Consider the following 25,316-nt stretch of genomic DNA (forward strand, 5'->3'; position numbering starts at 1 on the left):
GCGCGGGTATATCGTTTTGGGTGTGTGTGACGGCTGTTGCAAAACCAAGCCGGGGCCGGCAACAAAGTGCGATTGTCGGCTGTGCCATCTGGCCCCTGCCGCGCCCCTGAATTAGGGTCTCAGAATGACCATACCCGCGCTTACCTATTCCGACGATCAGGCCGCCGCCTTTGACAGTATAACCGACATGTTGCGCCATGCCGGTATAGATTTGGACGACAGCCTGTTGATGCCACCCGCCGGGGGGGCTGATCAGGTGATGGCGGTCACCGGCAAGGCCGGCTCGGGCAAGACCATGCTCTTGGCTGAACTTTACAAAGCGTTGGAAGCTGCGGGCGTTGAAATTGTTTCGGGTGACTATGAATCCCGCAAGCGCAAGGAAAAGCGAACACTCGCGATCCTTGCTCCAACCAACAAAGCTGCATCGGTGCTGCGGTTGAGGGGGGTGCCGGCCACCACCATACATCGAATCTTGTATACTCCGGTTTATGACCCCGAGTATGAAAACATCGCTGAATGGTTGGCAGGAAGCGGCGAACGACCTGTGATTGACGGGATGAACGAGATATCGCTGGACCGCGCCGCCGCTTTTTACGCCAAGAACAAATCCATCCCCGGCGCGTTGGCCGCCGCTGGTCTGCGGGGCAGTGATTTCATTACGGGGTGGAAACGTCGCGAAGAACCGTTGGACATCGGTTTCATCGACGAAAGTTCGATGCTGGATGACAAGCAGTTCGAAGACCTGAAAGAAATTTTCCCGACGCTTTTGTTGTTCGGAGATCCCGCGCAGCTAGCACCTGTGGGCCAGTCAGGAACGATGGTCTTTGAAAAACTGCCAAAAAACCGCGTCCTCAACCTTAGCCGCGTGCACCGTCAGCAGGACGACAACCCCATTCTGGATCTGGCCCATGCGTTGGCGGACCCGGATCTGACCTTTGAACAGTTTGAAAGAATGGTCGAGGACGCTTCAAAACAGGATGATCGGGTTGTCTGGGGGCAACGCGTCGAAGTGGATTTGATGGCGCGCTCGCCGGTGTTGGTATGGCGCAATGCGACGCGCATCAGGTTGATCAACGCCTTTCGATCCGTGCATGGGGCACCCGAAGACGCTCTGTTGGAAGGCGAACCGTTGATATGTGACGGGATCGAACTGCCGTTGAAACACCGCAAAAAGCGCCTTGATCTTGAGGCACGCGGTCTGATCAAAGGTGCGCAGGTTGTATATTTGGGCAATGGGCGCAAGCCGGGTTTCAGTCGATTGCACGTGGTGGGGGCCGAAGATCCTCAGATTTCGGCGGCGTCGATCGTGAAAATCGAAAAACCTGACGAAGAAGAACCGTTTATCCCTTTCGCCGCGCGAATGGGTGCTACCTTCCTGCATGGTGCCGCGGTGACGATCCACAAGGCGCAAGGCAGTCAGTGGCACACGGTTCAGGTCTTCGCGCCGGATCTCTATGCCGCGGCGCGTATGGGGCGGTCAGAGGCAGGCCAGCCCCTGTGGAAGCGGCTGGCCTATGTCGCAATCACCCGCGCGCAGGAAAGGCTGATCTGGGTGGTGCGCAACAGGCTCTCCAAGCCGCAGGGCGCGTTGCGTGTGGATGATCTGAAGGCTGTCAGTGCGCCCGCTCTGACCCTGGATGTACAAACGGAGAATGAACTGTGAAATCCATCATCGTTACAGGTGCCAGTTCCGGTATCGGATACGCCACTGCCGAAACGTTTCTGAAAAATGGTTGGCGCGTCGGGTTGGTTGCCAGGCGTGCTGATCGGCTCGACGCGTTGGCGGCCGTATATGAAAACGCGGTGGCACTGCCCGCTGATGTCACTGACCCCGCAGCGATGGAGACTGCTTTCGATACCTTTGGGCATCTTGACGTGCTGTTCAACAACGCGGGGCTGTTTGGGCCGGCGGGCCCTATCGACGAATTGTCGTTGGAGGGCTGGAACGAGGTCATGCAGGTCAATATCAACGGCATGTTTATTTCTGCGCGGTTGGCGTTCGCTCGGATGCGGCGTCAAGAGAGCGGGGGCCGGATTATCAACAACGGCTCGCTATCGGCCCATGTCCCGCGCCCTGGATCAGTCTGTTACACGATGAGCAAACATGCGGTGACCGGGCTTACGCGGGCGTTATCACTGGACGGGCGCCCGTTTAATATCGCGTGTGGACAAATCGATATCGGCAACGCCGAAAGCGAACTGGTCGCAGGGTTAAAAGCTGCCAATCCGCAAATGGACACACTGGATGTGGTTCACGCGGCGTCATCGGTGCTGCACATGGCGCAGATGCCAGCAGAGGCAAATGTGCAGTTCATGACGGTGATGGCAACAAAGATGCCCTATATCGGTCGCGGTTAGCGGCGCAGCAACGCGAACGCCGCAGAGGCAGACCAACCTGCGGCGACGGCAATGGCGAGCGACAGCAGACCGTAGATCAACGGTTGGTTTCTTGACAGGTTGTACAACCATCGTTCAAGCCCGACTTTGCGTACATCGATCAGCGTTTGATACTGTGAAATGACCACGCCGCCACGGGTCAGGAATATGCGCGTGTCATACGCGCCTTCGACCAGCGCGGCGGGCAATTGCACGTTGGCGCGAAAAAGTGTTTGCTGGTCGACCGTCACGCCGCTTTCATTTTGTTGATACTGGTGGGCCGTTGTGCGGATGCGTACCAACGCGTTGGTGAAGGCGCTGGAATCCTTTATCGTCATCGGTGCCCCCACTGACCTGATTGCCCGCGGAACCGACACTTTGTAACGCAGGTCTTCGATACGGTTCAGAACGTCTTGCAAAGGGCCGCTGCTGGCGACGGCATAAAAGCTGGGGGCGCGGTCGACTTCCACGGCATCCGTGTTCACCCAGATGCCGAACTTCTTCTCCTTGCGCCGCACTACGACGGGTTTTGACGGTCCGGATACCGTCACGACCACCTCAAGCTCGGGCCCATCTGGGATCGGGGTTTCGCGTTTTACCGCCCCGAAAATGATTATTTCCGACCCTGTGAAATCGGTGGAGATCGACACTTCGCTTTGGTTAAGACCCAAAACGATGCTTTCCTCAGCCTGTGCTGACGTAAAAAAGCCGATCAACGTGGCCGCAATTATGCCAAACCCGCGCATCATGAACTGAACCCGATCGAATAAAGCTCAGACGGTTGCAATAAAAGATCCAATGCCAGTTTGGCGCAAACCAACAAGACGAGCAGGGCAAGCAGGATACGAAGCTGTTCCGCCTTGAGCTTGGTACCTATGGTTGTCCCGAATTGCGCGCCGATCACGCCTCCGATCAACAACAAGATAGCAAGGACGATATCGACGGTGTAGTTCGTCGTGGCATGCAACAGTGTCGTGAAGGCTGCGACAAAGATGATCTGAAACAACGACGTGCCTACCACGACCTTGGTTGGCATGCCCAAAAGATAGATCATCGCTGGAACCATGATAAACCCGCCGCCGACACCCATGATCGCGGCCAGCAGCCCGACAAACGCACCCACCAGCAAGGGCGGAATGACCGAGATATAAAGCCCGGTAACGCGAAACCGCATTTTGAACGGCAGCTTTTGAATCCAGGTGTGTTTCTTGCGGGGCTGTCGTTTGCCCGACCGGGTTTTGTAGAAGGCGTTGATCGATTCAATCAACATCAACCCACCGATGATGCCCAGAAAAATTACATAGCAAAGGTTAACCAGCAGATCGACCTGGCCCAACGATTTGAGGTAATTGAATATGACCACGCCCGCGCCCGCGCCGACCAGGCCGCCGGCCAGCAGAACGCTGCCCATTCTCAGGTCGACGGTCCTGCGCTTGAGGTGAACCAGCAACGCGGAAACCGACGACGCGACGATCTGGTTCGCACCTGTCGCCACGGCGACCGCGGGCGGAATACCGATAAAGAACAACAAGGGGGTGATCAGAAACCCGCCGCCGACCCCGAACATGCCCGACAAAATACCTACGATGCCACCCAAACCCAATAGGAGGAATGCGTTGACCGAAATTTCGGCAATGGGCAGGTATATTTGCATGGCTGATATTTGCCCAATCTAATCGTTAAAATCAATTGCGTATGCTGCGTTGCCGAAATTTCGTCGCTAATGGTGATTAACGCTCTTTCACATAGGGCTCGCCCCCGGCGCGGGGAGGGATTGCTTTGCCAACGAAGCCGGCCAAGATGATAACGGTCATCACATATGGCAACGCCCCCAAGAGCTGGCCTTGGACCTTGATGCCCAACATTGCCTCGATGACGTCGGGACGGGTTTCAAGTGCCCCGAACAACCCAAACAGCAAGGTCGCCCATAGCGCGTACCAGGGCCGCCATTTCGCAAAGATCAACGCCGCCAGTGCGATATAGCCGCGCCCAGCCGACATATCCTTGATGAATCCCGCTTGCAGAGCGGTGCTTAGATAAGCTCCGGCGATACCGGTCAGCACCCCGCAAATCAGTACCGCAGCGTAGCGCAGCCCAATGACAGAAACGCCAGCGGTATCAACCGCAGCCGGGTTTTCACCCACCGCGCGCAACCGCAGACCGAACCGGGTGCGATACAGGACCCACCACGTCAACGGTACGGCTGCGAATGCAATGTATACCAGGATAGAGTGGCCTGAAATCAGCTCTGCATATAGCGGCCCGATAAAGGGGATCGGTTCGACCTGATCGGCAAAGGGCAACGTGATCGGGTTGAACCGCGCACCCCCAATCAATGACGGTGTGCGCCCGCCTTGTTGAAACCAGTCTTGCGCGATCAGTACAGTCAGCCCGGCGGCAAGAAAATTTATTGCCACCCCGGAAATCAATTGATTGCCGCGAAACGTGATCGATGCCAAGCCGTGCAAAGCGCTTAGCGCCAGCGACGCGGCGATGCCCGCCAGCAGCCCGAGCCAGACATTTCCGGTTAACGATGCGATAGCGGCCGAGAAAAACGCCGACGCCAGCATCTTGCCGTCAAGTCCGATATCGAAAATACCGGCGCGTTCCGAAAATAACCCTGCGAGGCAGGCAAGAAGCAAAGGTGTGGCAAGCCGTACGGTGCTGTCGAGAAGCTGGATAAGGGTGATAAAATCCATTATTCTGCGGGCTCCACCGGCTTGCGTTCGGGTTTGGGTGCTCTGGCGGCGTGGATCGCGGAAAACAGCTTTTCCAATGGCATCCGCACCATGTTATCCAGCGCGCCGGTAAACAGAATGACCAGCGCCTGGATGACCACGATCAACTCGCGCGGGATCGACGTCCACAGGGCCAGTTCGGCACCGCCTTGGTATAGAAAACCAAACAAGATCGCGGCCAGAAACACGCCCAAGGGATGGCTGCGTCCCATCAAGGCGACAGCGATACCGATGAACCCGGCCCCTTCCGTCGCATTCAGCACCAGTCTTTCAGCCTCGCCCATGACATTGTTGATCGCCATCATTCCGGCAAGCCCCCCGGAAATCATCATGGTGACCATGGTGATTTTTATCGGTGAGATCCCCGCGTATTTGGCGGCCGATTCCGAATGACCGTAAGCGCGGATTTCATACCCCAGACGGGTTCTCCAGATCAGGATCCAGACAAAGACGCATGCGGCGACCGCCACGAGAAGCGATATGTTGGCAGGGGCCGCCTTGGAAAAGTTTATTCCGATAGGTGATAGCAGGTCATGCAATGTCGGCAGTTTCGTCGCATCCGGAAAACGTGCAGTTGCGGGGTCCATGCTGCCTTTGGGACGCATGATGTTGACCAGGATATAGTTCAGCACCGCTGCCGCGATGAAGTTGAACATAATGGTCGTGATAACGATATGGCTGCCGCGTTTGGCCTGCAAGAACGCAGGAATCGCGGCCCAAGCCGCACCGAAGAGCGCGGCCATCGTCGTTGCACCGACCAACGCAAGGGTCCAGTGCGGCCACGGAATGTAAAGGCTGGCCAGGGCGACGCCCAGACCGCCCAACATGGCCTGACCCTCGCCGCCGATATTGAACAGTCGTGCGTGAAACGCGACCGCCACACACAGCCCGGTGAACATGAAGTTAGTGGCATAATAAAGCGTGTAGCCCCAGCCATAGGTGCTACCCAACGCCCCCGTGACCATCAGCTTGACGGCCGCCACCGGATCTTCGCCGATGCCAAGGATGACCAGCGCCGACAGACCGGCCGCGAACAACAACGAGATCAGGGGCACCAGAACGATTTCGGCCCATTTTGGCATCACGTCCACGTCAAAGCTCCTTGTGCGGATCGCCGCCCGCAAGGGCAAGATTACGTTCGATCTCGTCGATTGAATGCGCCGTTCCGGTGTCGGTGATACCCGCCATCAACAGACCGAGTTCCTTCTCATCGGTCTTGTCCGCGTCGCGGATACCCATCAACTGACCATCAAACATGACGGCCACACGGTCACTGAGCGCTAGAATTTCTTCCAGCTCGACCGAAACCAGCAGGATCGCCTTGCCTTGGTCTCTTAACGCGACAATTTGTTCGTGAATGAATTCGATCGCACCGATATCAACGCCCCGGGTCGGCTGCCCGATCAACAGCAGATCGGGATTCCGTTCGATTTCGCGTGCCAGTACGATCTTTTGCTGGTTGCCCCCGGAAAAGTTTTTTGCCGCTAGCCTGGGGTTAGGCGGGCGAACATCGAAACGTTCCATCTTTCCCGCGGTATCGGCCTTGATCGCTGCATTGTTCATCAGCAAACCACTGCGATAGGCTGGATCGTTATGGTATCCGAAGGCCACATTTTCCCAAGCCTGATACTCCATGATCAGACCTTCACGTTGACGATCTTCCGGCACATGTGCGACGCCGTGGTTACGCCGGGACTGGCCATCGGACCGTTTACCGGTCAAGTCCAGTGATTGCCCGTTTACCCGCACCGTTCCCTTGCCCGTGTGATAACCGCCCAGAACCTCAAGCAGTTCGGATTGGCCGTTTCCAGCGACGCCCGCAACGCCCACTATCTCTCCGGCGCGGACCTGCAAATCGATCCCACGCAGGCGTTCAACGCCCTTGTCATCAACGACACGCAGCCCTTCTATTTCCAGGATCACATCGCCCGGTGCGGCTGGCTTCTTGTCGACACGCAGCAACACCTTACGGCCCACCATCAGCTCTGCCAGCGCAGCCGGGGATGTATCGGCGGTCTTGACGGTGGCGGTCATTTCCCCGCGGCGCATTACTGAAACCGTGTCGGTCGCTTCCATGATCTCGCGCAGCTTGTGGGTGATCAGGATGATGGTTTTGCCTTCGGATCGCAGACGTCCCAGGATGCGAAATAGCTGATCGGCTTCGGCTGGGGTCAACACCCCGGTCGGTTCGTCCAGAATCAGGATGTCGGCCTGACGGTAGAGAGCCTTGAGGATTTCGACACGCTGCTGCATGCCCACCCCGATATCCTGAACGAGCGCATCGGGGTCGACCTTCAGCCCATAGTCATCCGCCAGCTTCAGCAGGCTTTTGCGTGCTTTGGCCAGCGATGGCTTCAGCAAGCGACCGTCTTCCGCGCCCAGAATTACATTTTCGAGAACCGTGAAGTTTTCGACCAGTTTAAAGTGTTGGAACACCATGCCGATGCCTGCGGCGATTGCCGCCTGACTATCGGGAATGTCGGTTTTCTTGCCAGCGATGAATATCTCGCCCTTATCGGCCTTGTAAAAGCCATACAGGATCGACATCAGCGTGGACTTGCCTGCGCCATTTTCGCCGATGATCCCGTGGATCGTTCCCGGCATCACGCGGATGGAAATGTCTTTGTTGGCGTGCACCGGGCCGAATGCCTTGGATATGCCCTTCAGCTCGATCGCAGGAGCGGCAGTCGCCTGCCGCTCCGTGGTTGTATGGGTGCCCACTTTTAGAAGCTCAGACTAGGGCAGGTATCGTCAGCCATGTAATCATGTACTTCAAGCGAGCCGTCCGAGATTTTGGCCGCAGCTTCTTCGACAGCAGCTTTCATTTCAGGGGTCACCAGGTCCTTGTTGTTGTCGTCCATCGCATAGCCGACGCCGTTATTTCCGACGCCCATGACGTTGAACCCTTTTTCCATTCCGGGGCCGTCCGACATCGCGTCATAGACCGCGTTATCAACCCGCTTGAGCATGGACGTCAGCACCTTGCCAGGGTGCAGGTAGTTCTGGTTGCTATCTACCCCGATGGAAAGGATGCCTTCGTCAGCCGCTGTTTGCAGCACTCCGACGCCAGTGCCCCCCGCGGCAGCGTAAACCACGTCAGCGCCTTGGCTGATCTGGGCTTTTGTCAGCTCGGACCCTTTGACCGGATCGTTCCATGCGGCGGGTGTCGTGCCCGTCATGTTGGAAATTACCGTCGCATCGGGGTTTGCGGCTTTCACGCCTTGGGCATATCCACATGCGAATTTGCGGATCAGCGGGATGTCCATCCCGCCGATGAAGCCGACAGTGTTGGTTTTCGATGCCATCGCCGCCATCATACCAACAAGATACGACCCTTCATGTTCGTTGAACACCACGGACCTGACGTTGGGCGCATCAACGACCATGTCGATGATGACGAAATCCGTATCCGGATAATCACCGGCAACCTGCCCCAATGCATCACCGAAGGCAAAGCCAGTCATGATGATCGGGTTCGATCCCGCCTCGGCAAAACGACGCAAAGCCTGTTCGCGCTGGGCTTCGGATTGCAATTCGATCTCGCGGAAAGTGTTACCGGTTTCCTTGGCCCATCGCTGGGCACCACCAAAGGCCGCTTCGTTGAAGGATTTGTCAAACTTGCCGCCAAGGTCGAAGATCAGCGCGGGTTCAGCAAGGGCGGCACCAGCACTAAGCGCGGTCGCCGCAACAGCACCGAGAAATTTAGTCATAAGGGTCATGGAATGTCTCCCAGGTTTATTGGTGTTGGGGTATTGGCATAGTACCAGTACCCGGACGCGAGGCCATGCCTGTGCAGGAACCCGCCGGTAAGTTGTACGATACTGCTTAGCCGGTGGGTGGGGTCAACCTGTTTCTCAACCTTTAGGGGGGGAAACCGGAAAATGACTATGCGTTACTTCCCGAGAAAGAACCAAAGCATCCACAGCCGCCGCATCTTTGCGCTGATAATAGCCACGCCGTCGGGCGCTGACCTGAAAGCCAAGGCTGGTGTAAAGGTGTAGCGCGCCAAGATTGTCGGCGGCGACTTCCAGAAAGGCGGTTCGTGCCTGTGCCGCCACCAGCTGGTCAAGCCAGGCGGTCAGAAGCCGTCGCCCTGTGCCTTGCCCCTGCACCGCGGGGGCCACGGCAATGGTCAAAAGCTCGGCTTCGTCGACTATCAGGCGGGTGAGTGCAAAACCGTCTAGTTGGGTAAAGACCGCGACAAACGGCGATGCCATGAGGGCCTTGAACTCCGCGGCGGTCCAGGGGCGGTCATCGACAAAGGCCGCTGCGTGAATTTGCGCAAGCCTCTGGGGCGTCATGGCAGGATTGAGGGCGGGGTATCACGGGCAGGTGCTGCATCCGCAGGCCGCAGATACAACGGCGCGGGCCGGGGGAGGGCACGATCAAGCCTGGTTGCCGCGATGCGTGCCGTCGCTTCGGCAATAGGTATGGTACAGAGGCCAACCTTACCGTTGTAATGATGGGCAAGCCGTTCGGCCTGAAATCCGACGCATGTCAGATCGGAATGGTGGTAAAGGTCTGGAAGATCGTCCCATCCACACATCGTCGGTACAGGGTCATCTGACGTACCAAAGGCCTGAATGAAAAGTTTATCCTGCCGCGCATCAATGCAGGTAACCACTGTGCCCGCGGTACCGTGCGCCAGTGCTTCAAGGCGCGAAACGCCGATTGAAGGAACACCGAGGCCAAGCGAAAGCCCGCGCGCGGCGGAAACGGAAATTCGAATACCGGTAAAATTACCCGGCCCGATCCCCACCGCTATCGCGGTGAGGTCGCCATAATCCGCGCCGGCGCTATCCAGAATTTCGCGGCATAGTCCAAGCAGGCGTTCGCCCTGACCTTTGGCCATCGGTTCTTCGACGCTGGCAAGAACGTCATCGCCGGACAGCAAAGCGGCCGCACAATGTGCGGCCGATGTGTCAAACGCCAGTATCAGCGGCTTTTCAGGCAACCGGGCGCACCTCTGTCACTTCGGGAATATAGTGACGCAGCAGGTTTTCAATGCCCATCTTCAGCGTGAGCGTCGAAGAAGGGCAGCCGGCGCAGGCACCTTGCATGTGCAGATAGACAACGCCGCGCTCGAACCCGTGAAACGTGATGTCGCCGCCATCTTGTGCCACCGCGGGGCGCACACGACTGTCGAGCAGTTCCTTGATCTGCCCAACGATCGCGCCGTCTTCGCCAGTGTGGTCAGCATGGCCCGACACATGGTCGTGACCTGTTTCCATGACCGGCTGACCGGATTGAAAATGCTCCATGATCGCACCCAGCAGGGCAGGCTTCAGATGATCCCACTCGATCGAGTCTGCTTTGGTGATGGTCACGAAATCCGTGCCGAAAAAGACGCCGGTGACGCCTTGGACGGCAAACAGACGGGTAGCGAGCGGTGATGAGCTTGCCGCCTCGGGGGCCGGAAAATCAGCGGTCCCGATTTCAAGCACGGTCTGACCGGGCAGAAACTTGAGCGTCGCTGGGTTGGGCGTGGATTCGGTTTGAATAAACATCACATGCTCCTGTACGGGGTTAGATCAGATATGCGGTCTGGATGAGCGCAAGTCAAGGTTTGGAACGATTCTAAATCAGGCGTGCATCTTCATGTTATCATCTCCAGCCGCTCTTTGCTCATGTCGCCCGGCACGATGGTAATCGGCACGGGCAACGAACCTGCGTTGCGCGAAAGTTGCGTGACCAGGGGGCCGGGGCCAGATTTTTTGTCGGTGCCAGCACCCAATACCAAAACGCCAATCTCATGGTCGGAATCCAGTTGGTCGATTATTTCGTCAACGATAACACCTTCGCGGATCACCAGCTCGGGCTCGACGTTCAATCTGTCGCGCATCCATTTGGCGAAGACCTCGAAATGGACTTCAATGCGTTCGCGTGCCTCTTCGCGCATCACCTCTGCCACCCCGATCCAGTGATTGAATTCATCCGGCGGAATAACCGAGAGCACAACGACACCACCGCCCGACTTCGACGCCCGCATCGCCGCAAACCGCATCGCGTTCAAGCATTCCCGGCTATCATCCAGCACTACCATAAATTTACGCATCTTGCTCTCCGATTGGACTGGCCCGTATTGAACGGATAAAAGTCACCTTGATCAACACACTGAACCTGTCGGCCTAGCGTCTGGTCTTGGCACCACGGGTCAGCTGCGTCCCGATTCAGCCCAGTCCCAGTACATCTCGCGGACGCGCCGCGTAATGGGGCCGATCTGGTATTGCGTGTCGTCAAAGGCTTTGACCGGGGTTACCTTCATCATATTCCCAGACATGAACACTTCGTCTGCTCCGTGAAAATCGTCAAAGCTCAAAACCGCTTCGTGCACCTTTATGCCGTCGGCACGCATGTTCTTCATGTGGCGCGCCCGCGTGATACCGGCAAGGAACGTGCCATTGGGAATCGGCGTGAACACTTCGCCGTCTTTAACCATGAATACGTTGGCAGAAGCAGTTTCGGCGACATTTCCCATCGCATCGGCGACCAAAGCGTTGCCAAATCCTTTTGAGCGGGCCTCCACCATCATGCGGGCATTGTTGGGATAGAGGCATCCTGCCTTGGCATTTACCACGTTGTCTTCCAGAACCGGGCGGCGGAAACGGGTCCGGGTCAGGGTCGTGGCGGCATCGGGGGCGGCCATCGGGATCTGCTCGAGGCTGATTGCAAAGCCTGTCGCATCCTTGCGCGGCACAATCCCCAACTCATCGCCCGCCAGCGCCCAGTACATCGGGCGAATATAGACCGCTGCGTCCCTGTCATAGGTCTTGAGTCCTTCATGAACCATGTCGACCATTTCATCGCTTTCGACAGTCGGAGTGATCATCAGCGCGTCGGCAGACCGGTTGATACGTTCGCAATGCGCCCGCAGATCCGGGGACAGCCCATTGAACATACGCGCGCCATCAAACACGGTGGTCCCGAGCCAAGCGCCATGATCGGCCGCCTTGATAACGGACAGGTCTCCGTCGTGCCACGAGCCATTGTAAAACGTCTTGATATTGGTGCCTGTGGCCATGTGGGGGTCCTTTTCTAACCTTTCGGTGGAGTGCGGTAGATGCCTTCGGGCAAATTCAGGGCGATGGTAAGATCCCGAAGCTGTTCGGGCGACATACTGATCTTGCTCACCGTGTCAGTGCGGGGGTCCCACTGTTCAAACGTGACCACGCTGGCAAAGGCCTGCACCGTCACATCTTCGCGTAAGGGTGATTTGCCTTCGTCGATTAAGGTTATCACACTGGCATCAAATTCGTGTTCAATTGTAAACATAACGCGCACATTATTCTTTCGGCGGGTCATTGCAAGCACTAGGCGATAACATCGGAACAATGCTGTCTGTTCAAGGCGGTGAGACCGCGTTAGACTTCTCGTGGAATGTAATTTGGACGACCCATAACAAGGATCCGTTGTAAGATGTTAAGATTTTATGTCGCCATTGCCGCATTGACCTTATTCGCCGCGTGCGAGCCCGCCACTGTCTCCGGACCGGTCTCGCAACCTGCGCCCCAGCCGACGGCCCAGAGGCAGGGTGGCACCTTTTCAGCGTCCAACGCCGCGCGTAGTTTCGTCAGCGTGCTCAGGACGGTTGAACCGGTCGCGGAGCGCGAATGTCGGTCGCGCACAACAGGGGTGAATTGCGACTTTAACATCGTGGTGGATGATCGGGCCGGACAGCCCGCAAATGCCTACCAGACCGAGGACAGGGCCGGGCGTCCGGTTATCGCGTTCACCTTGGCTTTGATCGCCGATGCCCGTAACGAAGACGAACTGGCCTTTATCATGAGCCATGAAGCCGCGCACCATATCGAAGGACACATCGCACGCCAGCAACAAAACGCAGTTGCTGGCGCGGTAATTTTTGCCGGCTTGGCCACTCTGAGCGGCGGCGACGCGACGGCCGTTGAAACTGCCCAACGATTGGGCGCGCAAGTCGGGGCGCGTCGCTATTCCAAGGATTTCGAACTGGAGGCAGACGCGCTCGGCACCGTCATAACCAAACGCGCTGGCTACAACCCGCTCAGGGGGGCCGAGTTCTTTGCGCGCATTCCCGACCCCGGCGACCGTTTCCTGGGGACCCATCCACCCAACGCGTCGCGTCTTGACACGGTGCGGCGCACTGCGGCGGGGCTTTGAAGCGCTGCTATGCAACGCTTGGGTCACATCATCACGGATCGCGGTTCGAAATATGCGGTGTCGGGATGCGAGGCCAAAAGCCGTTCAGACGTTGATGCCGCTCTGAAACAGCTCAAGCGGGACAAGGCCTATGCAAAGGCCACTCACAACACTTGGGCGGTAATCCTGTCTGACGGGGGGCCGCTTAAATCCGATGACGGGGAATCGGGGGCCGGCATGACGATCATCCGCATGCTTGATCGTGAAGGCGTGAGCGATCAACTTGTTGTTGTGACGCGTTGGTACGGTGGCAAGCATCTGGGAGGCGATAGGTTTCGCCATGTTCAAGCTTGCGTGCGAACCTATCTGGAGCAGATGGATCTGGTGTGACGCTCAATGTGACAGCGGCAAGCAGGCAGAGCGTCGCCGTCAATACGATGCCGTGCCAGAAGGCGTTCTGGTATCGCATCCCGGCATGAGCATAAATGATCGTCCCCAGTGAATATGTCACACCACCTATTGTGATCAAAAGCAAGGCCACGCCCGGAATGGTTTGCCACATCGGCCAGATCAGCAGAACCGAAAGCCAGCCCATCCCGAGGTAAAGATAAAGCGACGCTTTGGAATCCGCGCTCCAGAAGCAAAGCTTGGCTGTGGCGCCCAGGATGGCCAGCACCCAGACCAATGCCAGGACCGCATACGCAAAGCCTGTTCCGATCACCATGACGATGGGCGTATAGGTCCCCGCGATCTTGAAATAAATCGCAGCGTGATCCATGCGCCGCAACAGCGGGCGCGTCCGGTCAAAGGGCATCAGATGGTAAATGGCCGATGCCGAAAGCGAAGCGACGACCGAAACTGAATATATCGTTGTCGCAACGATCAAGACGCCGTGCTCTGCCGCGTTGATCAACAATAATGTCACCGCGGGAATTGCGATCCCCAACCCCAGCACATGCACAGTGCCATCGGCAACGGTTTCAGAGCGAGAGTACGGGTAAGCCATGATATGACCCCAGCATAAGGAGAGTACACCTTATATGATAGAACGGCCATGCGGCATTCCTATGGCGATCAAGTGCCGGTCCGGCGGAAAGAAAGGGGCATAGCCGGGTGCACCTTCCCGAAGCGCTACCGAGGTTTGTTGCCGTCGATCCAGCGCGACATCATGACTTTGTCGCGGAAACATTGCTGCGGAATTTCCCGGTGCTTGAGCCGCGCAATCCGTTCAGCAAAGGCGACCTGTTTAGACGACGGATAATCTGCAAAACGGCCTTCGATGGGTTTGGGTTTGTGGGTGTCGATCCAAGCAGAAAGTGCAGAACGGTCATTGGCGATCCCCTTGGGGAGTTCGATGCCGATCTTCGCAGACAACGCTTCAGCATAGTGCATCTGCTTTTGCGTCGCAGGCAAAACGGGATGCTCTTGGTGTGCATGCGCGACTACCGCACCCTGATCGGTGGAAAACAGGCCCGGAAACTGAGGCTGATAGGACATATATAACCCTTTCTTGCTCTGATACGGAACGTATATAGAACATTAGGGGAACATCTTCAAGGCCGACATCACCGGATCACACTTTGCGCCCCCTCGGTATGGGCTATATGTAGTGTAGCCTCGCACGGTATCAACTATATGGGCAGAATTTTGCGCGCCGGGATGGGGGCGTGTTCTTCATATTCCCAGGGGTACCTGATAGCACAAACATTGGCTGTAAGGACGCGCTTTAAACCAGGCGGCCCCAAAGATCGTATTCGCCGGCCTCTTCCACCTCGACCGAAACGATGTCGCCAACTTTCAAGTTCTGGAAATCTTCATCGATGAACAGGTTTCCGTCAATCTCGGGCGCATCGGACTTGGTGCGGCAGGTGGCTGCGTCGCTGTCTATTTCATCGACGATGACCTGGATGGTGCGACCGACCTTGGCGGCAAGTTTCGCCTCGGATATGGCTTGGGCCTTTTCCATGAACCGATCCCAGCGATCTTGCTTGATCTCTGCCGGCACATGGTCTGGCAACGCATTTGACCGTGCGCCATCAACGTTCTCATATTGAAAGCAGCCGACGCGATCCAGTTGCGCTTCGTCCAGCCAATCCAGCAAGGTTTGAAATTCGCTTTCAGTTTCGCCCGGATACCCGACAATAAAGGTGGAACGCAGCGTGACGTCGGGGCAGATTTCGCGCCAAGCGTTGATTTCATCCAAGGTTTTGGCAGCAGCGGCAGGGCGCGCCATGCGCCTTAGAACGTCGGGGTGTGCGTGCTGAAACGGGATATCCAGATAGGGTAACACCAACCCTTCGGCCATCAAGGGGATCAGGTTGCGCACATGGGGATAGGGATAGACGTAATGCAGCCTTACCCACGCCCCCAGCGACCCAAGATCGCGGGCCAGATCGGTGATATGCGCACGGTGACCGCGGTCTTCGGCATGTTTGATGTCGACCCCGTAAGCCGATGTATCCTGAGAAATCACCAGCAGCTCGTTCACGCCATTCTGCACCAGCTTTTCAGCCTCGCGCAGGATCGCATGGGCAGGGCGCGATTGCAGGCGGCCGCGCATGTCGGGGATGATGCAGAACTTGCACTTGTGATTGCAGCCCTCCGAAATCTTCAGATAGCTATAATGGCGCGGGGTAAGGCTGACGGCCCGTGCAGGCAGCAGATCGATAAAGGGGTCGGGTGACGGCGGCACTGCGCCATGGACTGCGTCCAGCACCTGTTCGTATTGGTGTGGGCCAGTAACAGCCAGAATACGCGGGTGGTGTTCGCGGATATAGTCGGGCTCTGCGCCGAGGCAGCCGGTTACGATCACCTTGCCATTTTCCTTGAGCGCTTCACCGATGGCATCAAGGCTTTCGGCCTTGGCCGAGTCGAGAAAACCGCATGTGTTCACGATCACCGCATCTGCACCGGCATAGTCTGGCGAAATGCCGTATCCCTCGGCGCGCAGTCGCGTCAATATCCGTTCGCTGTCGACCAACGCTTTCGGACAGCCCAGCGACACCATGCCGATGGTGGGCTGACCGGGGCGCGACGGTTCGGCGATCTTGGCCTTCGGGGCCAGGTCGGGGCGCAGATTTGGTGGGTTTGTGCTCATGAAATGCGCTATAAGCCATGCAAAGGGTCTGCGAAAGGCCCTGTATCAGGCAAGGAGACAGGCGATGAAGTGGATCATACGTATATTCGGCATACTGCTGCTTATCATAGTGGTTGCTGTCGGGTCGCTGTTCTTGCTGCCCGCAGATCGGATTGCACGAATCGCTGCTGACCAGTTGCGCAACCTTACGGGTCGGGATGTGGTAATCACCGGCGACGTGGGCTTGACCTTCTGGCCGGTACTGGGGGTCTCTGCCGGGGGACTTGAGGTCGGGAACGCAACCTGGGCCAAAGATGGCGCGATGTTGTCTGCGGCGAATGCTGCGATCGGGGTCGATGCCATGGCGCTGCTGCGCGGCGAGATAAAGATTACCAACATCGAAGCGCAAAGCCCGACGATCCGGCTGGAACAGAGATTGGACGGCCGCGCAAGCTGGCAGTTTACCGATGGTGGCAGCGATGCACAGATCAAAACCGCGCCGAGCGCACCGGACCGGACGCCGCGCGCCTTGACCATCCAACGGCTGAACATCATCGATGCCACACTGATATACGATGCCGAAGGCGGAGACCTGGTGCACTACGAGGGTGTCGATCTGTCGCTTGACTGGCCTGTTCGCGCCGGTGACGCCGTTATCAGGGCATCGCTTCGCCCGGCATCTGAACGCGTGGCGATCGAAGCAACGGTAGACCGGTTCGACCAGTTTCTAAACGGAGATATCAGGCCGATCCGTCTGCGCATGGATACCAGCGGGGGTGGTGCCAGCCTGGTCGGTCGGGCAGGCCTTGGCGGGGCGGTTGCGGGCGACCTCTGGCTCAAAGCGTCGGACACCGGGCGCTTTCTCGCTGCCCTTGGGGCGGGGAATGTTGCGTTGCCTCAAGGTCTGGGTCGCACTATGGATGTGAAGCTTCAGTTGACCTTGACGCCGGACCGCCGTCTGGCCCTGCGCGAACTGGTTGCTGACCTGGACGGGAACACGATGCGTGGCGCAGCAGATATAACGCTGAACGGCACGCCCAATGTGAATGCTCAGCTCGACACCGGGGCGCTGAAGCTTGCCGGATTCGCGGGCAGCGCACCCCCGCCGGGCGAAGCGGCGTCGACAACGAGAACCGCTGCGGGCTGGTCCAAGGCCCCGATTGACGCTTCGGGGCTGGCCGCCTTCAACGGCGAAATCGCCCTGCGCGCCGACAGTATCGAACTGGGAACATTAACGTTGGGCGGCACCCGTATCTTGCTGCGCAATGACAAATCGCGCCTGGTGGCAGAACTGCGCGAGGTAAATGCCTATAACGGCACAGTCAGCGGGGAATTCGTAGTTAACAATCGCAACGGATTGTCTGTAGGCGGCAAGCTGGCTGCTCAGGCGATTTCGATGCAGCCATTGTTGCAGCAAACTGCCGGTCTATCGCGGTTCAAGGGCACCGGCGACGCCGAAATTTCGTTTCTCGGTTCGGGCGGTTCACTGGACGCCATCATGCGGTCCCTGCGCGGCGATGGTGCGATAAGCGTTGGCCGCGGAAGCATCGACGGCATCGACCTGGACGGTCTTATGGGTAATTTCGATGTGCAGGGCGGCACCACGGTGTTCGATTCGCTCGGAGCTACCTTTGCGATTGATCAAGGTGTGCTGCGTAACGAAGATTTGCTTATGCTGCTGCCCAACTTCACCGCATCGGGGGTCGGCGCGATAGATCTGGGTGCGCAGACGCTTGACTATACGGTGACACCGAAAGCTTTGAGGGTGAACGGGCGTCGGGGGCTGTCGGTCCCTGTGCGGATATTCGGGCCATGGGTATCGCCCCAGATCAAGCCTGATGTCCAGGCGGCGATCGACATGAACTTTGCCAAGGAAAAGGATAAATTCCGTCAAAAACTGGATGAAAAGCTGCAACAAGAGCTTGGGGTCGTGCGCGAAGAGGGACAGTCTGTCGAAGACGCATTGAAACAACGGGTGGAGGACGAACTGAAGCGCAGTTTGTTCAACCTGTTGAAGTAAACGCGCTCAATGACGAAAATTGAACCTGTTTGGCGCACGGCGTGAATTTCGCAGGAACCGACGCCAACTGTCAGATGCCAGCCCGTCCCTGTCTTTACCTGCCCCGGCTGGGGCGTTATGGCTGGGCGCTAAGCGCAAGGAGCACTTCATGGACAATGATCTTTTCAACTCTTTCATGACCGGACCCGATGAGAATGGCCGTTTTGGCGATTTCGGGGGGCGTTTTGTGTCAGAAACCCTGATGCCTCTTATTCTGGAGCTGGAAGCGGAGTATGAAAAGGCCAAGACCGACGATAGCTTCTGGGCCGAGATGAACGATCTTTGGACCAATTATGTTGGTCGACCCAGCCCGTTGTATTTTGCCGAACGGCTGACCGACCATCTGGGCGGTGCCAAGGTGTACATGAAGCGCGACGAGCTAAACCACACCGGCGCGCACAAGATCAACAACGTCCTGGGGCAGATCATTCTTGCCCGCCGCATGGGCAAAAAGCGCATTATCGCGGAAACCGGCGCGGGCCAGCACGGCGTTGCGACGGCCACCGTCTGCGCCAAGTTCGGTCTGAAATGCGTTGTCTATATGGGTGCACATGATGTGGAGCGCCAGGCACCCAACGTGTTCCGGATGCGCCTCTTGGGGGCCGAGGTCGTCCCCGTCACCTCGGGCCGGGGTACGTTGAAGGACGCAATGAACGATGCCTTGCGCGATTGGGTCACCAACGTGCGCGACACATTCTATTGCATCGGAACAGTTGCTGGCCCACACCCGTACCCTGCGATGGTCCGTGATTTCCAAAGCATCATCGGCAAGGAAGTACGCGAGCAGATGATGACCGCCGAAGGCCGTTTTCCCGACACCCTGATTGCTGCGATCGGCGGCGGATCAAACGCGATGGGGCTGTTCTTTCCCTTCCTTGATGACAAGGAGGTGAACATCATCGGTGTTGAGGCGGGCGGCAAGGGCGTCAACGACAAGATGGAACATTGCGCATCGCTGACCGGGGGCCGCCCTGGCGTGCTGCACGGCAACCGGACCTATCTGTTGCAGGACGATGACGGGCAGATTCTCGAGGGGTTCTCGATCTCGGCGGGGCTTGATTACCCCGGCATCGGCCCTGAACATGCGTGGCTGCATGATATCGGCCGCGCCAAATATGTGTCGATCACCGATGTCGAGGCGCTTGAGGCATTCCAGCTAAGCTGCGCGCTCGAGGGGATTATCCCGGCACTGGAACCGTCCCACGCCTTGGCGCATGTGATGAAGATCGCACCGGAGCTGCCCAAGGATCATATCATCTGCATGAACATGTGTGGCCGCGGTGACAAGGACATCTTTACCGTCGCCAAGGCACTGGGCTTTGATATGAAGATGTGAAGGGCAGGGGTGACGCGTTTCAGACTTCGCGGTCACCCTTTGTCGCGCCACTATAGGCCTCCAGTATCTGCAAGGGTATGATATCCAGCGCGCGCCGGTGGGTCGCTTCAAGGTGTACTTGCGGGGCGCATCCTTCCTCGGCCGCCTGCAGGAAGCGACCCGCGCATAGGCACCAGGGATCACCGTCTTTAAGTCACGCAAAACCGAACTCGGGCCGCGGGGTGCTAAGATCATTGCCCACATATTTTGAATAGGCCAAGAACTCCGCTGTCATGACAGCACACACCGTGTGGCTGCCTTGGTCCGCGCTACAGGTGTTGCAGGATCCGTCACGGAAAAAGCCCGTCACCGGATCAGTGCCACAAATCTTAAGCTTACCCCCGAGGACATTCACGCTTTCTTCAGGTTTCATAGATTGTTCCCCAGAGTTCTGCTGATGAGCCGAAAGATATCCACATTCTGATCACTTATACCGGGCTCGCGAAAGCCGCGATCGGCGGCATTGGTTGCGATTACCACGCCAGCCTCGCGGTTGATGTAAATGTACTGCCCATATACGCCACGCGCCATGAATTCGCCAGGTCGGGCACCCTTGGGGATCCACCACTGATACCCATACCCGATGTCGCCGGGGCGGGTCGGGGCCGATGCTTCCGTCGAAGCCGCGACCCACGTTGCCGGAACGACTTGCTTTCCGTTATAGAAACCTTTGTTCAGGTACAGCAGACCCATACGGGCATTGTCGCGCGTGGTCAGATTGAGACCACCCAGAACGAAAGCCACGCCGGCACCGTCGGTTACATAATAAGGTGCGCGTTCCACACCCATCGGTCCGATGACCTTTTCCCCCAGCAGATCGGGGATGGTCCGCCCGGTTGCACCGCGCACCACCATGCCGATGACATGGGTATCGATCGAAACATATTGCCACTGCGTTCCGGCCGGCGCGAATGTGTCTTTCAAGCTGGCGGTAAAATCATCCAGTTCACCGCCCAAGGCCAAAGCGCGGCCCATCCGGTTGATATCTGAATTCCGGTCAAGATAGTCTTCGTCAAAGGTCACTCCGCTGGCCATGTTCAGAACGTTGCGGATCGTTGCACCGTCATAGGCGGTGCCAATCAGGCTTGGCGCGTATTTCGTTACCGGGTCGTCAATCGACGCAATGTCACCTCCCTCGAGCAGGATGCCGACAAGGGCTGACAAATAGCTTTTTGAGACCGACCAGCTTATCCTTAGATCTTCGGCGTCGGTGCCCAGAAAATAGTTTTCGTAGACGATTTCACCGTCTTTGATCACAACAAGCGCCGTGACATCACGCGCCGCGATCCAATCGTCAACCGGAGCGGGTAGCGTGAACTCTGGTCCATAGGCGATTTCGGCAGTCGGACCGTTACCCCGTGAAACCGGCGTGGTCAGAAAAGCCCGGTCCATATGACTGAAGTTTGATACGATCTTGTCTTCGGAAAACAGCGAATTCACCGCAAGAAGACGGGTGATTTCTTCACGCTTCCACAGTCCGAATACCACCAGTGCCAATACCAGCACCAACAAGACCCGGCCCAGCCATTTTCCGAACGAACGCATGAATATTCCCTTCGCTGCCCTCGGGGCATCCAAGCATACGAAATATGGTCGTACCAGATAAACTTGACGTCAGCCGCTGTACTTCCAGTCTATCCAGCGTCCGTGAAAATCAACGCGGCCAAGATCCAGCCTGATGTCGCCGGGCCACATCCGCAAGGTCAGTGCGGCACCCTGCTGATCTGATCCATCGCTTTCCATCGCCAGCCATGCCAGGGGGCGGTTTTTGGTAGCGCGTTTGCCCGCAGCTTCGATCAAAGCGGTACCGCGAAGCTGAGCGGCTTTCGGAAAATACTGCCATGCGATCGTATGCTGGATCAGATGGAGCCTTCCTTCGGGCGCGGCGGGCAATTGGCGGGCCAGCCAGTCGATTGCATCGTCTTGATGCACCTTCGCATCCAGAACCGATGCAGCAGAGCGGGTCAGGTTCAGACGCTCGGGTTGATCGGCCCACATATAGGCCATCAACCGCAACAGGTGGTCACGCCGGGTCGGGTCAAGCGGGTTCAGGTCAACGCCGCGGCGCTTTTCAATGCGCGGCTGCCCCGATGGCGGCAAGGCACCTGTCCATTTGGGCGACAGCAAAATAGTCGATAGCGCTGAGCCGAAACGATGCCCGTCAATTTCCAGCAGGAAATGATCCCACATCAGATTAAGTCCGCCGCTGGCACCCAGCTCTGATAGATATATCGGCAGATCAAAGTGTTGGACGGCCACCCTTGCACCGGCGATCAGGGCCGCCGATCGGCGGACTTCGTTGGTTTGCGGGGCGTGGTCGATCCACTTCATCAAAAACGCCTCATGTGTCTGAAGCGCATCCAGAACCGCCTCGGACAACATGGTCTCTGATACCTCGTGGGGGGGATAGGCCGCGGCCAGTGACGGAGCCTTGTGCTGAAGCACCAGGGTATGGAGCCCCGCCGCAATGCGCAGCGGCAATGATGCCCCCATCGGACCGACATCGCCTTCAAAGCCGGCTACCTTGCGCCCCAAGGCACTGTCTGTCGGCCAGTCATTCTTTAGAAGGGTCATGAGTTGGCCCATGAAGGGTGACCCAAGGGCGATGCAATGGTCTGCTTGTTCTGCGAAGGCTTGTTCCAGCGTCATTTAAAGCGGTCCATCAATTTTTGCAGCGCCGTACGTTCATCTGATGACGAAGTGGACCCGTCGTTGCGGGGTTTCGAGACAGCATCGACCGGCGTTGCGATAGGGGCAGCCTGGTTTGACGCGGGTTTTCCTGGCTTTTTGGTGCCGGTTCCGGACCGAGGAGGGGCGACACGCATCGCAACGGCGTTCAAGAATTTTGATGTGTCCCCGCGCACCAGATCCGCGGCCCCGTCACTTATACCGCACAACACATCTTCTAGCCAGCTTTGATCCGCCTTGGAGAAATCGCGCAACACATAGCCAGGTACCGCGTCCTTGTGACCGGGGTGACCCACGCCAAGGCGCACGCGGCTATAATCCGCGCCGATGTGTGTATGGATGGAACGTAAACCATTATGACCGGCGTGGCCTCCGCCGATCTTGAATTTAACCTTGGCAGGGGCGAGATCGATTTCGTCATGCAGCACGATCACGTCAGATGGGTCCAGCTTGTGGAACCGCATGGCCGCTTGCACTGACTGCCCCGACAGGTTCATGAATGTCTCGGGCTTAAGAAGGATAGCGCGGTCTGATCCGAACCGGCCTTCCGTTACCATGCCTTGGTGCTTGGCTTTCCACGGGGCAAACCCATGGTCTTGCGCGATGCGATCCACCGCCATAAAGCCGATGTTGTGGCGGTTGCCAGAGTATTTCGCACCCGGATTCCCAAGCCCTACGATCAGTTTCATGCACAAGTCCTTTGTGGAGGTGGTAAATTATCGGTTTTTGGCACCCTAGCAAATCGGGGTCGCAAACGAAATACGGGGCCACCCTAGGCGACCCCGTTTCAATCCGACGGTTATTGCGGAAACCGCAATCAGTCTTCTTTGACTTCGGTTGCCGGAACTTCGTCGGCGGCAACATCTTCTTCTTCGTCATCGTCCTGGCTGGCAAGACCGGAAGGCGCGGAAACCTGCGCGATCACGAAATCACGGTCGATGACAGGCTTGGAACCTTCGGGAAGCTTAACATTGGCGATGGTTGCGCTATCTCCGATTTCCAAACCGGAAATGTCGACAGTGATGTGATCGGGAATGTCTCCGGCGGTAACCACCAGTTCAACTTCAGGACGGACAAGCGTCAGAACGCCGCCTTTTTTCAGGCCTGGGCACTCTTCTTCGCCCGAAACCTCGACCTGGATGTACAGGTTGATCTTGGTGGTACGCTTGAGGCGCATGAAATCGACGTGCGTGGGCAGGTCTTTGACAACGTGGCGCTGAACGTCGCGGCAGATCACGCGAACGTCGTCGTGGCCTTCAACTTTCATGTTGAACAAGGTTGCCTTGAAACGACCAGCGCGCAGTTTGCTCAGCAGTTTGTTGAAATCCAGGTTGATCGGCAGCGGATCAGCGTCGCCCCCAAATACGATACCCGGAACCATGCCATTGCGGCGTGCTTGACGAGCGGCGCCCTTGCCTGTCCCCGTCCGTACTTCAGCTTCAAGATCAGGAATCTCTCCAGCCATGCTATTCTCCAATATGTTTAGGGCGGACATCCTCCAAGGCTGTATGTCCGCGTGAAGTCGCGCGTATAGACGGGATCGGGATATATGAAAAGACCAAAACCGCACGGAGCCGCCCATTGGACAACCCCGTCGCGATGTTTTTCGCTGTCTGAGATCAAGGTTCCGCTTTTGGTCAGAACCTTGACCCGGATTATTCCTGCCAGTCGCCCTCAAAGCCCTTGGGGATAAGCAGGTTGTGCTTGCCCAGCCCCTCGATCGACGTTTCGCCGCACAGGGCCATCGTCAGGTCCAGCTCTCGGTGGATCACTTCAAGTGCCGCGGTCACACCCGCTTGGCCCATGGCCCCCAAGCCATAGATAAAAGCGCGCCCGATATAGGTGCCGCTGGCCCCCATCGCCATCGCCTTGAGCACGTCCTGACCTGACCGGATACCGCTGTCCAGGTGCACTTCGATCTGATCGCCCACGGCGTCCAGTATCGACGGCAATGCGCGGATCGAGCTGATGGCACCGTCCAACTGCCGACCGCCGTGGTTGCTGACGACAATCGCATCGGCCCCGACCTTCAGCGCCATTCTGGCGTCCTCGGCGTCCAGAATACCCTTGAGGATTACCTTGCCGCCCCACTGTTCTTTCAGTTTGGCGATCTTGCCCCAATCAAGTGTCGGATCGAACTGTTCAGCCGTCCAGGCACCCAGGTTGGCGGTATCATCGACACCGTGCACATGGCCCACGATATTGCCGAAACTGCGGCGTTTCGCCCCCAGCATGCCGATGCCCCAGCCCCATTTGGTGCACAGGTTGGCAACTGTCTTGGCCGTCAGCTTGGGCGGGGCGGACAGCCCATTTTTCAGGTCCTTGTGTCGTTGACCCAGAATTTGCAGATCAAGTGTGATGACAAGGGCCGAACACTTGGCATCCTTTGCCCGCTGGATCAGGCGTGCGACGTAATCTTCGTCACGCATGGTGTAGAGTTGAAACCAGAATGGCTTGGTCGTGGCCTCGGCCACATCCTCGATCGAGTTTATCGACATCGTGGAAAGGGTGAATGGCACGCCAAAGGCTTCGGCGGCACGCGCCGCTTTGATTTCTCCGTCGGCGTGTTGCATGCCGGTAAGGCCGACAGGGGCAAGCGCCACAGGCATCGCTACGTCCTGACCGATCATCTGTGTGGTGGTCGAACGGCCGCTCATATCGACGGCCACGCGCTGACGCAGACGGATCTGGTCAAAATCCGACGTATTCTCGCGGAACGTCTGTTCGGTCCAGCTACCCGATTCGGCGTAATCATAGAACATGCGCGGCACGCGGCGTTCATGCATGCGTTTAAGGTCGTTGATATTCGTAATCACGGGCATGGCGAAGATATCCTATGTATTGGTCAGTTTACCTAACCAATACGCCCCCGGTAAATCAATCGCTTTG

25 protein-coding genes and 2 pseudogenes are annotated in these 25,316 nt (G+C 57.5%); 6 read left to right on the plus strand and 21 right to left on the minus strand.

Features of this window, described 5'->3' with window-relative positions:
• The first annotated feature begins 124 nt into the window (after positions 1-124).
• Positions 125-1,663 (plus strand): ATP-dependent DNA helicase, encoded by a 1,539-nt coding sequence (locus AC13DE_RS15905; RefSeq protein ID WP_446313744.1) that lies wholly within the window; start codon positions 125-127, stop codon positions 1,661-1,663.
• Complete coding sequence (locus AC13DE_RS15910; protein WP_483048383.1) at positions 1,660-2,358, plus strand: SDR family oxidoreductase; 699 nt, start codon at positions 1,660-1,662, stop codon at positions 2,356-2,358. The genes AC13DE_RS15905 and AC13DE_RS15910 overlap by 4 nt, the downstream gene beginning before the upstream one ends.
• On the opposite strand, the gene AC13DE_RS15915 is transcribed toward AC13DE_RS15910, so the two are convergent.
• The 12 genes from AC13DE_RS15915 to AC13DE_RS15970 all read right to left on the minus strand — a co-directional run bounded on the left by AC13DE_RS15915 (position 2,355) and on the right by AC13DE_RS15970 (position 12,386).
• Complete coding sequence (locus tag AC13DE_RS15915) at positions 2,355-3,125, minus strand: TIGR02186 family protein (protein WP_446313745.1); 771 nt, start codon at positions 3,123-3,125, stop codon at positions 2,355-2,357. The genes AC13DE_RS15910 and AC13DE_RS15915 overlap by 4 nt on opposite strands.
• Positions 3,122-4,030 (minus strand): sulfite exporter TauE/SafE family protein, encoded by a 909-nt coding sequence (locus AC13DE_RS15920; RefSeq protein ID WP_483048384.1) that lies wholly within the window; start codon positions 4,028-4,030, stop codon positions 3,122-3,124. Before AC13DE_RS15920 ends, AC13DE_RS15915 begins: the two co-directional genes overlap by 4 nt.
• A gap of 76 nt (positions 4,031-4,106) precedes the next feature.
• Entirely contained in the window at positions 4,107-5,075 is a 969-nt protein-coding gene (locus AC13DE_RS15925; RefSeq protein WP_446313746.1) for an ABC transporter permease, read from the minus strand.
• Complete coding sequence (locus AC13DE_RS15930; protein ID WP_446313747.1) at positions 5,075-6,205, minus strand: ABC transporter permease; 1,131 nt, start codon at positions 6,203-6,205, stop codon at positions 5,075-5,077. Before AC13DE_RS15930 ends, AC13DE_RS15925 begins: the two co-directional genes overlap by 1 nt.
• 1 nt (position 6,206) lies before the next feature.
• Positions 6,207-7,835 (minus strand): ABC transporter ATP-binding protein, encoded by a 1,629-nt coding sequence (locus AC13DE_RS15935; RefSeq protein ID WP_446313748.1) that lies wholly within the window; start codon positions 7,833-7,835, stop codon positions 6,207-6,209.
• Between the two features lie 2 nt (positions 7,836-7,837).
• Positions 7,838-8,833 (minus strand): BMP family lipoprotein, encoded by a 996-nt coding sequence (locus tag AC13DE_RS15940; RefSeq protein WP_446296253.1) that lies wholly within the window; start codon positions 8,831-8,833, stop codon positions 7,838-7,840.
• 135 nt (positions 8,834-8,968) lie between these two features.
• Entirely contained in the window at positions 8,969-9,415 is a 447-nt protein-coding gene (rimI, locus tag AC13DE_RS15945) for a ribosomal protein S18-alanine N-acetyltransferase (protein WP_483048385.1), read from the minus strand.
• Positions 9,412-10,068: a tRNA (adenosine(37)-N6)-threonylcarbamoyltransferase complex dimerization subunit type 1 TsaB gene (gene tsaB / locus AC13DE_RS15950; RefSeq protein WP_446296255.1), complete on the minus strand. Its 657-nt coding sequence runs from the start codon at positions 10,066-10,068 to the stop codon at positions 9,412-9,414. The genes rimI and tsaB overlap by 4 nt, the downstream gene beginning before the upstream one ends.
• Positions 10,061-10,621 (minus strand): NifU family protein, encoded by a 561-nt coding sequence (locus AC13DE_RS15955; RefSeq protein ID WP_483048386.1) that lies wholly within the window; start codon positions 10,619-10,621, stop codon positions 10,061-10,063. The genes tsaB and AC13DE_RS15955 overlap by 8 nt, the downstream gene beginning before the upstream one ends.
• Before the next feature lie 89 nt (positions 10,622-10,710).
• Positions 10,711-11,169, minus strand: a complete 459-nt coding sequence (locus tag AC13DE_RS15960) for a universal stress protein (RefSeq protein ID WP_446296257.1) — start codon at positions 11,167-11,169, stop codon at positions 10,711-10,713.
• A 99-nt stretch (positions 11,170-11,268) separates the two neighbouring features.
• Entirely contained in the window at positions 11,269-12,135 is an 867-nt protein-coding gene (locus AC13DE_RS15965) for a branched-chain amino acid aminotransferase (RefSeq protein WP_446313751.1), read from the minus strand.
• A 14-nt stretch (positions 12,136-12,149) separates the two neighbouring features.
• Positions 12,150-12,386 carry a hypothetical protein gene (locus tag AC13DE_RS15970; protein WP_446296259.1) on the minus strand — a complete coding sequence of 79 codons (237 nt, stop codon included), beginning with the start codon at positions 12,384-12,386 and terminating at the stop codon, positions 12,150-12,152.
• Positions 12,387-12,530: 144 nt separating this feature from the next.
• On the opposite strand from AC13DE_RS15970, the gene AC13DE_RS15975 reads away from it, so the two are divergent.
• Together AC13DE_RS15975 and AC13DE_RS15980 are read left to right on the plus strand one after the other, a co-directional pair.
• Positions 12,531-13,250, plus strand: a complete 720-nt coding sequence (locus AC13DE_RS15975; RefSeq protein ID WP_446296260.1) for a M48 family metallopeptidase — start codon at positions 12,531-12,533, stop codon at positions 13,248-13,250.
• A 9-nt stretch (positions 13,251-13,259) separates the two neighbouring features.
• Positions 13,260-13,619 carry a YigZ family protein gene (locus tag AC13DE_RS15980; RefSeq protein ID WP_446313752.1) on the plus strand — a complete coding sequence of 120 codons (360 nt, stop codon included), beginning with the start codon at positions 13,260-13,262 and terminating at the stop codon, positions 13,617-13,619.
• Between the two features lie 67 nt (positions 13,620-13,686).
• Here AC13DE_RS15980 and trhA read toward each other — a convergent pair.
• The 3 genes and pseudogenes from trhA to rimO form a co-directional block, all read right to left on the minus strand.
• Positions 13,687-14,235 (minus strand): annotated as a pseudogene (trhA, locus tag AC13DE_RS15985) (PAQR family membrane homeostasis protein TrhA); the annotation flags it as partial.
• A 125-nt stretch (positions 14,236-14,360) separates the two neighbouring features.
• Complete coding sequence (locus AC13DE_RS15990; RefSeq protein WP_483048387.1) at positions 14,361-14,726, minus strand: hypothetical protein; 366 nt, start codon at positions 14,724-14,726, stop codon at positions 14,361-14,363.
• 229 nt (positions 14,727-14,955) lie between these two features.
• A complete protein-coding gene (gene rimO, locus AC13DE_RS15995; protein ID WP_483048388.1) occupies positions 14,956-16,326 on the minus strand; it encodes a 30S ribosomal protein S12 methylthiotransferase RimO in 1,371 nt (456 codons plus the stop codon).
• A gap of 64 nt (positions 16,327-16,390) precedes the next feature.
• Between rimO and AC13DE_RS16000 the strand changes: the two genes are divergently transcribed.
• Together AC13DE_RS16000 and trpB are read left to right on the plus strand one after the other, a co-directional pair.
• Positions 16,391-18,325, plus strand: coding sequence for an AsmA family protein (locus AC13DE_RS16000; RefSeq protein WP_483048389.1), 1,935 nt, complete (start codon positions 16,391-16,393; stop codon positions 18,323-18,325).
• Positions 18,326-18,473: 148 nt separating this feature from the next.
• Complete coding sequence (trpB, locus tag AC13DE_RS16005; protein ID WP_446296265.1) at positions 18,474-19,700, plus strand: tryptophan synthase subunit beta; 1,227 nt, start codon at positions 18,474-18,476, stop codon at positions 19,698-19,700.
• A 19-nt stretch (positions 19,701-19,719) separates the two neighbouring features.
• Here the strand turns inward: trpB and AC13DE_RS16010 are convergent.
• The 6 genes and pseudogenes from AC13DE_RS16010 to AC13DE_RS16035 all read right to left on the minus strand — a co-directional run bounded on the left by AC13DE_RS16010 (position 19,720) and on the right by AC13DE_RS16035 (position 25,249).
• A pseudogene (locus AC13DE_RS16010) lies at positions 19,720-20,112 on the minus strand (DUF2237 family protein).
• The gene (locus tag AC13DE_RS16015; RefSeq protein WP_483048390.1) at positions 20,109-21,284 is read right to left on the minus strand and encodes a serine hydrolase domain-containing protein; all 1,176 of its coding nucleotides are present in this window, start codon (positions 21,282-21,284) and stop codon (positions 20,109-20,111) included. Before AC13DE_RS16015 ends, AC13DE_RS16010 begins: the two are co-directional and overlap by 4 nt.
• Positions 21,285-21,353: 69 nt before the next feature.
• Positions 21,354-22,388 (minus strand): DUF2332 domain-containing protein, encoded by a 1,035-nt coding sequence (locus tag AC13DE_RS16020; RefSeq protein ID WP_483048391.1) that lies wholly within the window; start codon positions 22,386-22,388, stop codon positions 21,354-21,356.
• Entirely contained in the window at positions 22,385-23,116 is a 732-nt protein-coding gene (pth, locus tag AC13DE_RS16025) for an aminoacyl-tRNA hydrolase (protein ID WP_483048392.1), read from the minus strand. Before pth ends, AC13DE_RS16020 begins: the two co-directional genes overlap by 4 nt.
• 128 nt (positions 23,117-23,244) lie before the next feature.
• A complete protein-coding gene (locus tag AC13DE_RS16030; protein ID WP_446296270.1) occupies positions 23,245-23,892 on the minus strand; it encodes a 50S ribosomal protein L25/general stress protein Ctc in 648 nt (215 codons plus the stop codon).
• A 190-nt stretch (positions 23,893-24,082) separates the two neighbouring features.
• Complete coding sequence (locus tag AC13DE_RS16035; RefSeq protein WP_446296271.1) at positions 24,083-25,249, minus strand: alpha-hydroxy acid oxidase; 1,167 nt, start codon at positions 25,247-25,249, stop codon at positions 24,083-24,085.
• Between the last annotated feature and the right edge of the window lie 67 nt (positions 25,250-25,316).

This window comes from Sulfitobacter sp. L-8 (assembly GCF_056859255.1).

Excerpts from the sequence above, each read along its gene's own strand:
- AC13DE_RS15905 (WP_446313744.1), top strand. The coding sequence starts at position 125 with ATGACCATACCCGCGCTTACCTATTCCGACGATCAGGCCGCCGCCTTT.
- AC13DE_RS15915 (WP_446313745.1), bottom strand. The coding sequence starts at position 3,125 with ATGATGCGCGGGTTTGGCATAATTGCGGCCACGTTGATCGGCTTTTTT.
- AC13DE_RS15920 (WP_483048384.1), bottom strand. The coding sequence starts at position 4,030 with ATGCAAATATACCTGCCCATTGCCGAAATTTCGGTCAACGCATTCCTC.
- AC13DE_RS15925 (WP_446313746.1), bottom strand. The coding sequence starts at position 5,075 with ATGGATTTTATCACCCTTATCCAGCTTCTCGACAGCACCGTACGGCTT.
- AC13DE_RS15940 (WP_446296253.1), bottom strand. The coding sequence starts at position 8,833 with ATGACCCTTATGACTAAATTTCTCGGTGCTGTTGCGGCGACCGCGCTT.
- rimI (WP_483048385.1), bottom strand. The coding sequence starts at position 9,415 with ATGACGCCCCAGAGGCTTGCGCAAATTCACGCAGCGGCCTTTGTCGAT.
- AC13DE_RS15955 (WP_483048386.1), bottom strand. The coding sequence starts at position 10,621 with ATGTTTATTCAAACCGAATCCACGCCCAACCCAGCGACGCTCAAGTTT.
- AC13DE_RS15960 (WP_446296257.1), bottom strand. The coding sequence starts at position 11,169 with ATGCGTAAATTTATGGTAGTGCTGGATGATAGCCGGGAATGCTTGAAC.
- AC13DE_RS15965 (WP_446313751.1), bottom strand. The coding sequence starts at position 12,135 with ATGGCCACAGGCACCAATATCAAGACGTTTTACAATGGCTCGTGGCAC.
- AC13DE_RS15970 (WP_446296259.1), bottom strand. The coding sequence starts at position 12,386 with ATGTTTACAATTGAACACGAATTTGATGCCAGTGTGATAACCTTAATC.
- AC13DE_RS15975 (WP_446296260.1), top strand. The coding sequence starts at position 12,531 with ATGTTAAGATTTTATGTCGCCATTGCCGCATTGACCTTATTCGCCGCG.
- AC13DE_RS15980 (WP_446313752.1), top strand. The coding sequence starts at position 13,260 with ATGCAACGCTTGGGTCACATCATCACGGATCGCGGTTCGAAATATGCG.
- AC13DE_RS15990 (WP_483048387.1), bottom strand. The coding sequence starts at position 14,726 with ATGTCCTATCAGCCTCAGTTTCCGGGCCTGTTTTCCACCGATCAGGGT.
- rimO (WP_483048388.1), bottom strand. The coding sequence starts at position 16,326 with ATGAGCACAAACCCACCAAATCTGCGCCCCGACCTGGCCCCGAAGGCC.
- AC13DE_RS16000 (WP_483048389.1), top strand. The coding sequence starts at position 16,391 with ATGAAGTGGATCATACGTATATTCGGCATACTGCTGCTTATCATAGTG.
- trpB (WP_446296265.1), top strand. The coding sequence starts at position 18,474 with ATGGACAATGATCTTTTCAACTCTTTCATGACCGGACCCGATGAGAAT.
- AC13DE_RS16015 (WP_483048390.1), bottom strand. The coding sequence starts at position 21,284 with ATGCGTTCGTTCGGAAAATGGCTGGGCCGGGTCTTGTTGGTGCTGGTA.
- AC13DE_RS16020 (WP_483048391.1), bottom strand. The coding sequence starts at position 22,388 with ATGACGCTGGAACAAGCCTTCGCAGAACAAGCAGACCATTGCATCGCC.
- pth (WP_483048392.1), bottom strand. The coding sequence starts at position 23,116 with ATGAAACTGATCGTAGGGCTTGGGAATCCGGGTGCGAAATACTCTGGC.
- AC13DE_RS16030 (WP_446296270.1), bottom strand. The coding sequence starts at position 23,892 with ATGGCTGGAGAGATTCCTGATCTTGAAGCTGAAGTACGGACGGGGACA.
- AC13DE_RS16035 (WP_446296271.1), bottom strand. The coding sequence starts at position 25,249 with ATGCCCGTGATTACGAATATCAACGACCTTAAACGCATGCATGAACGC.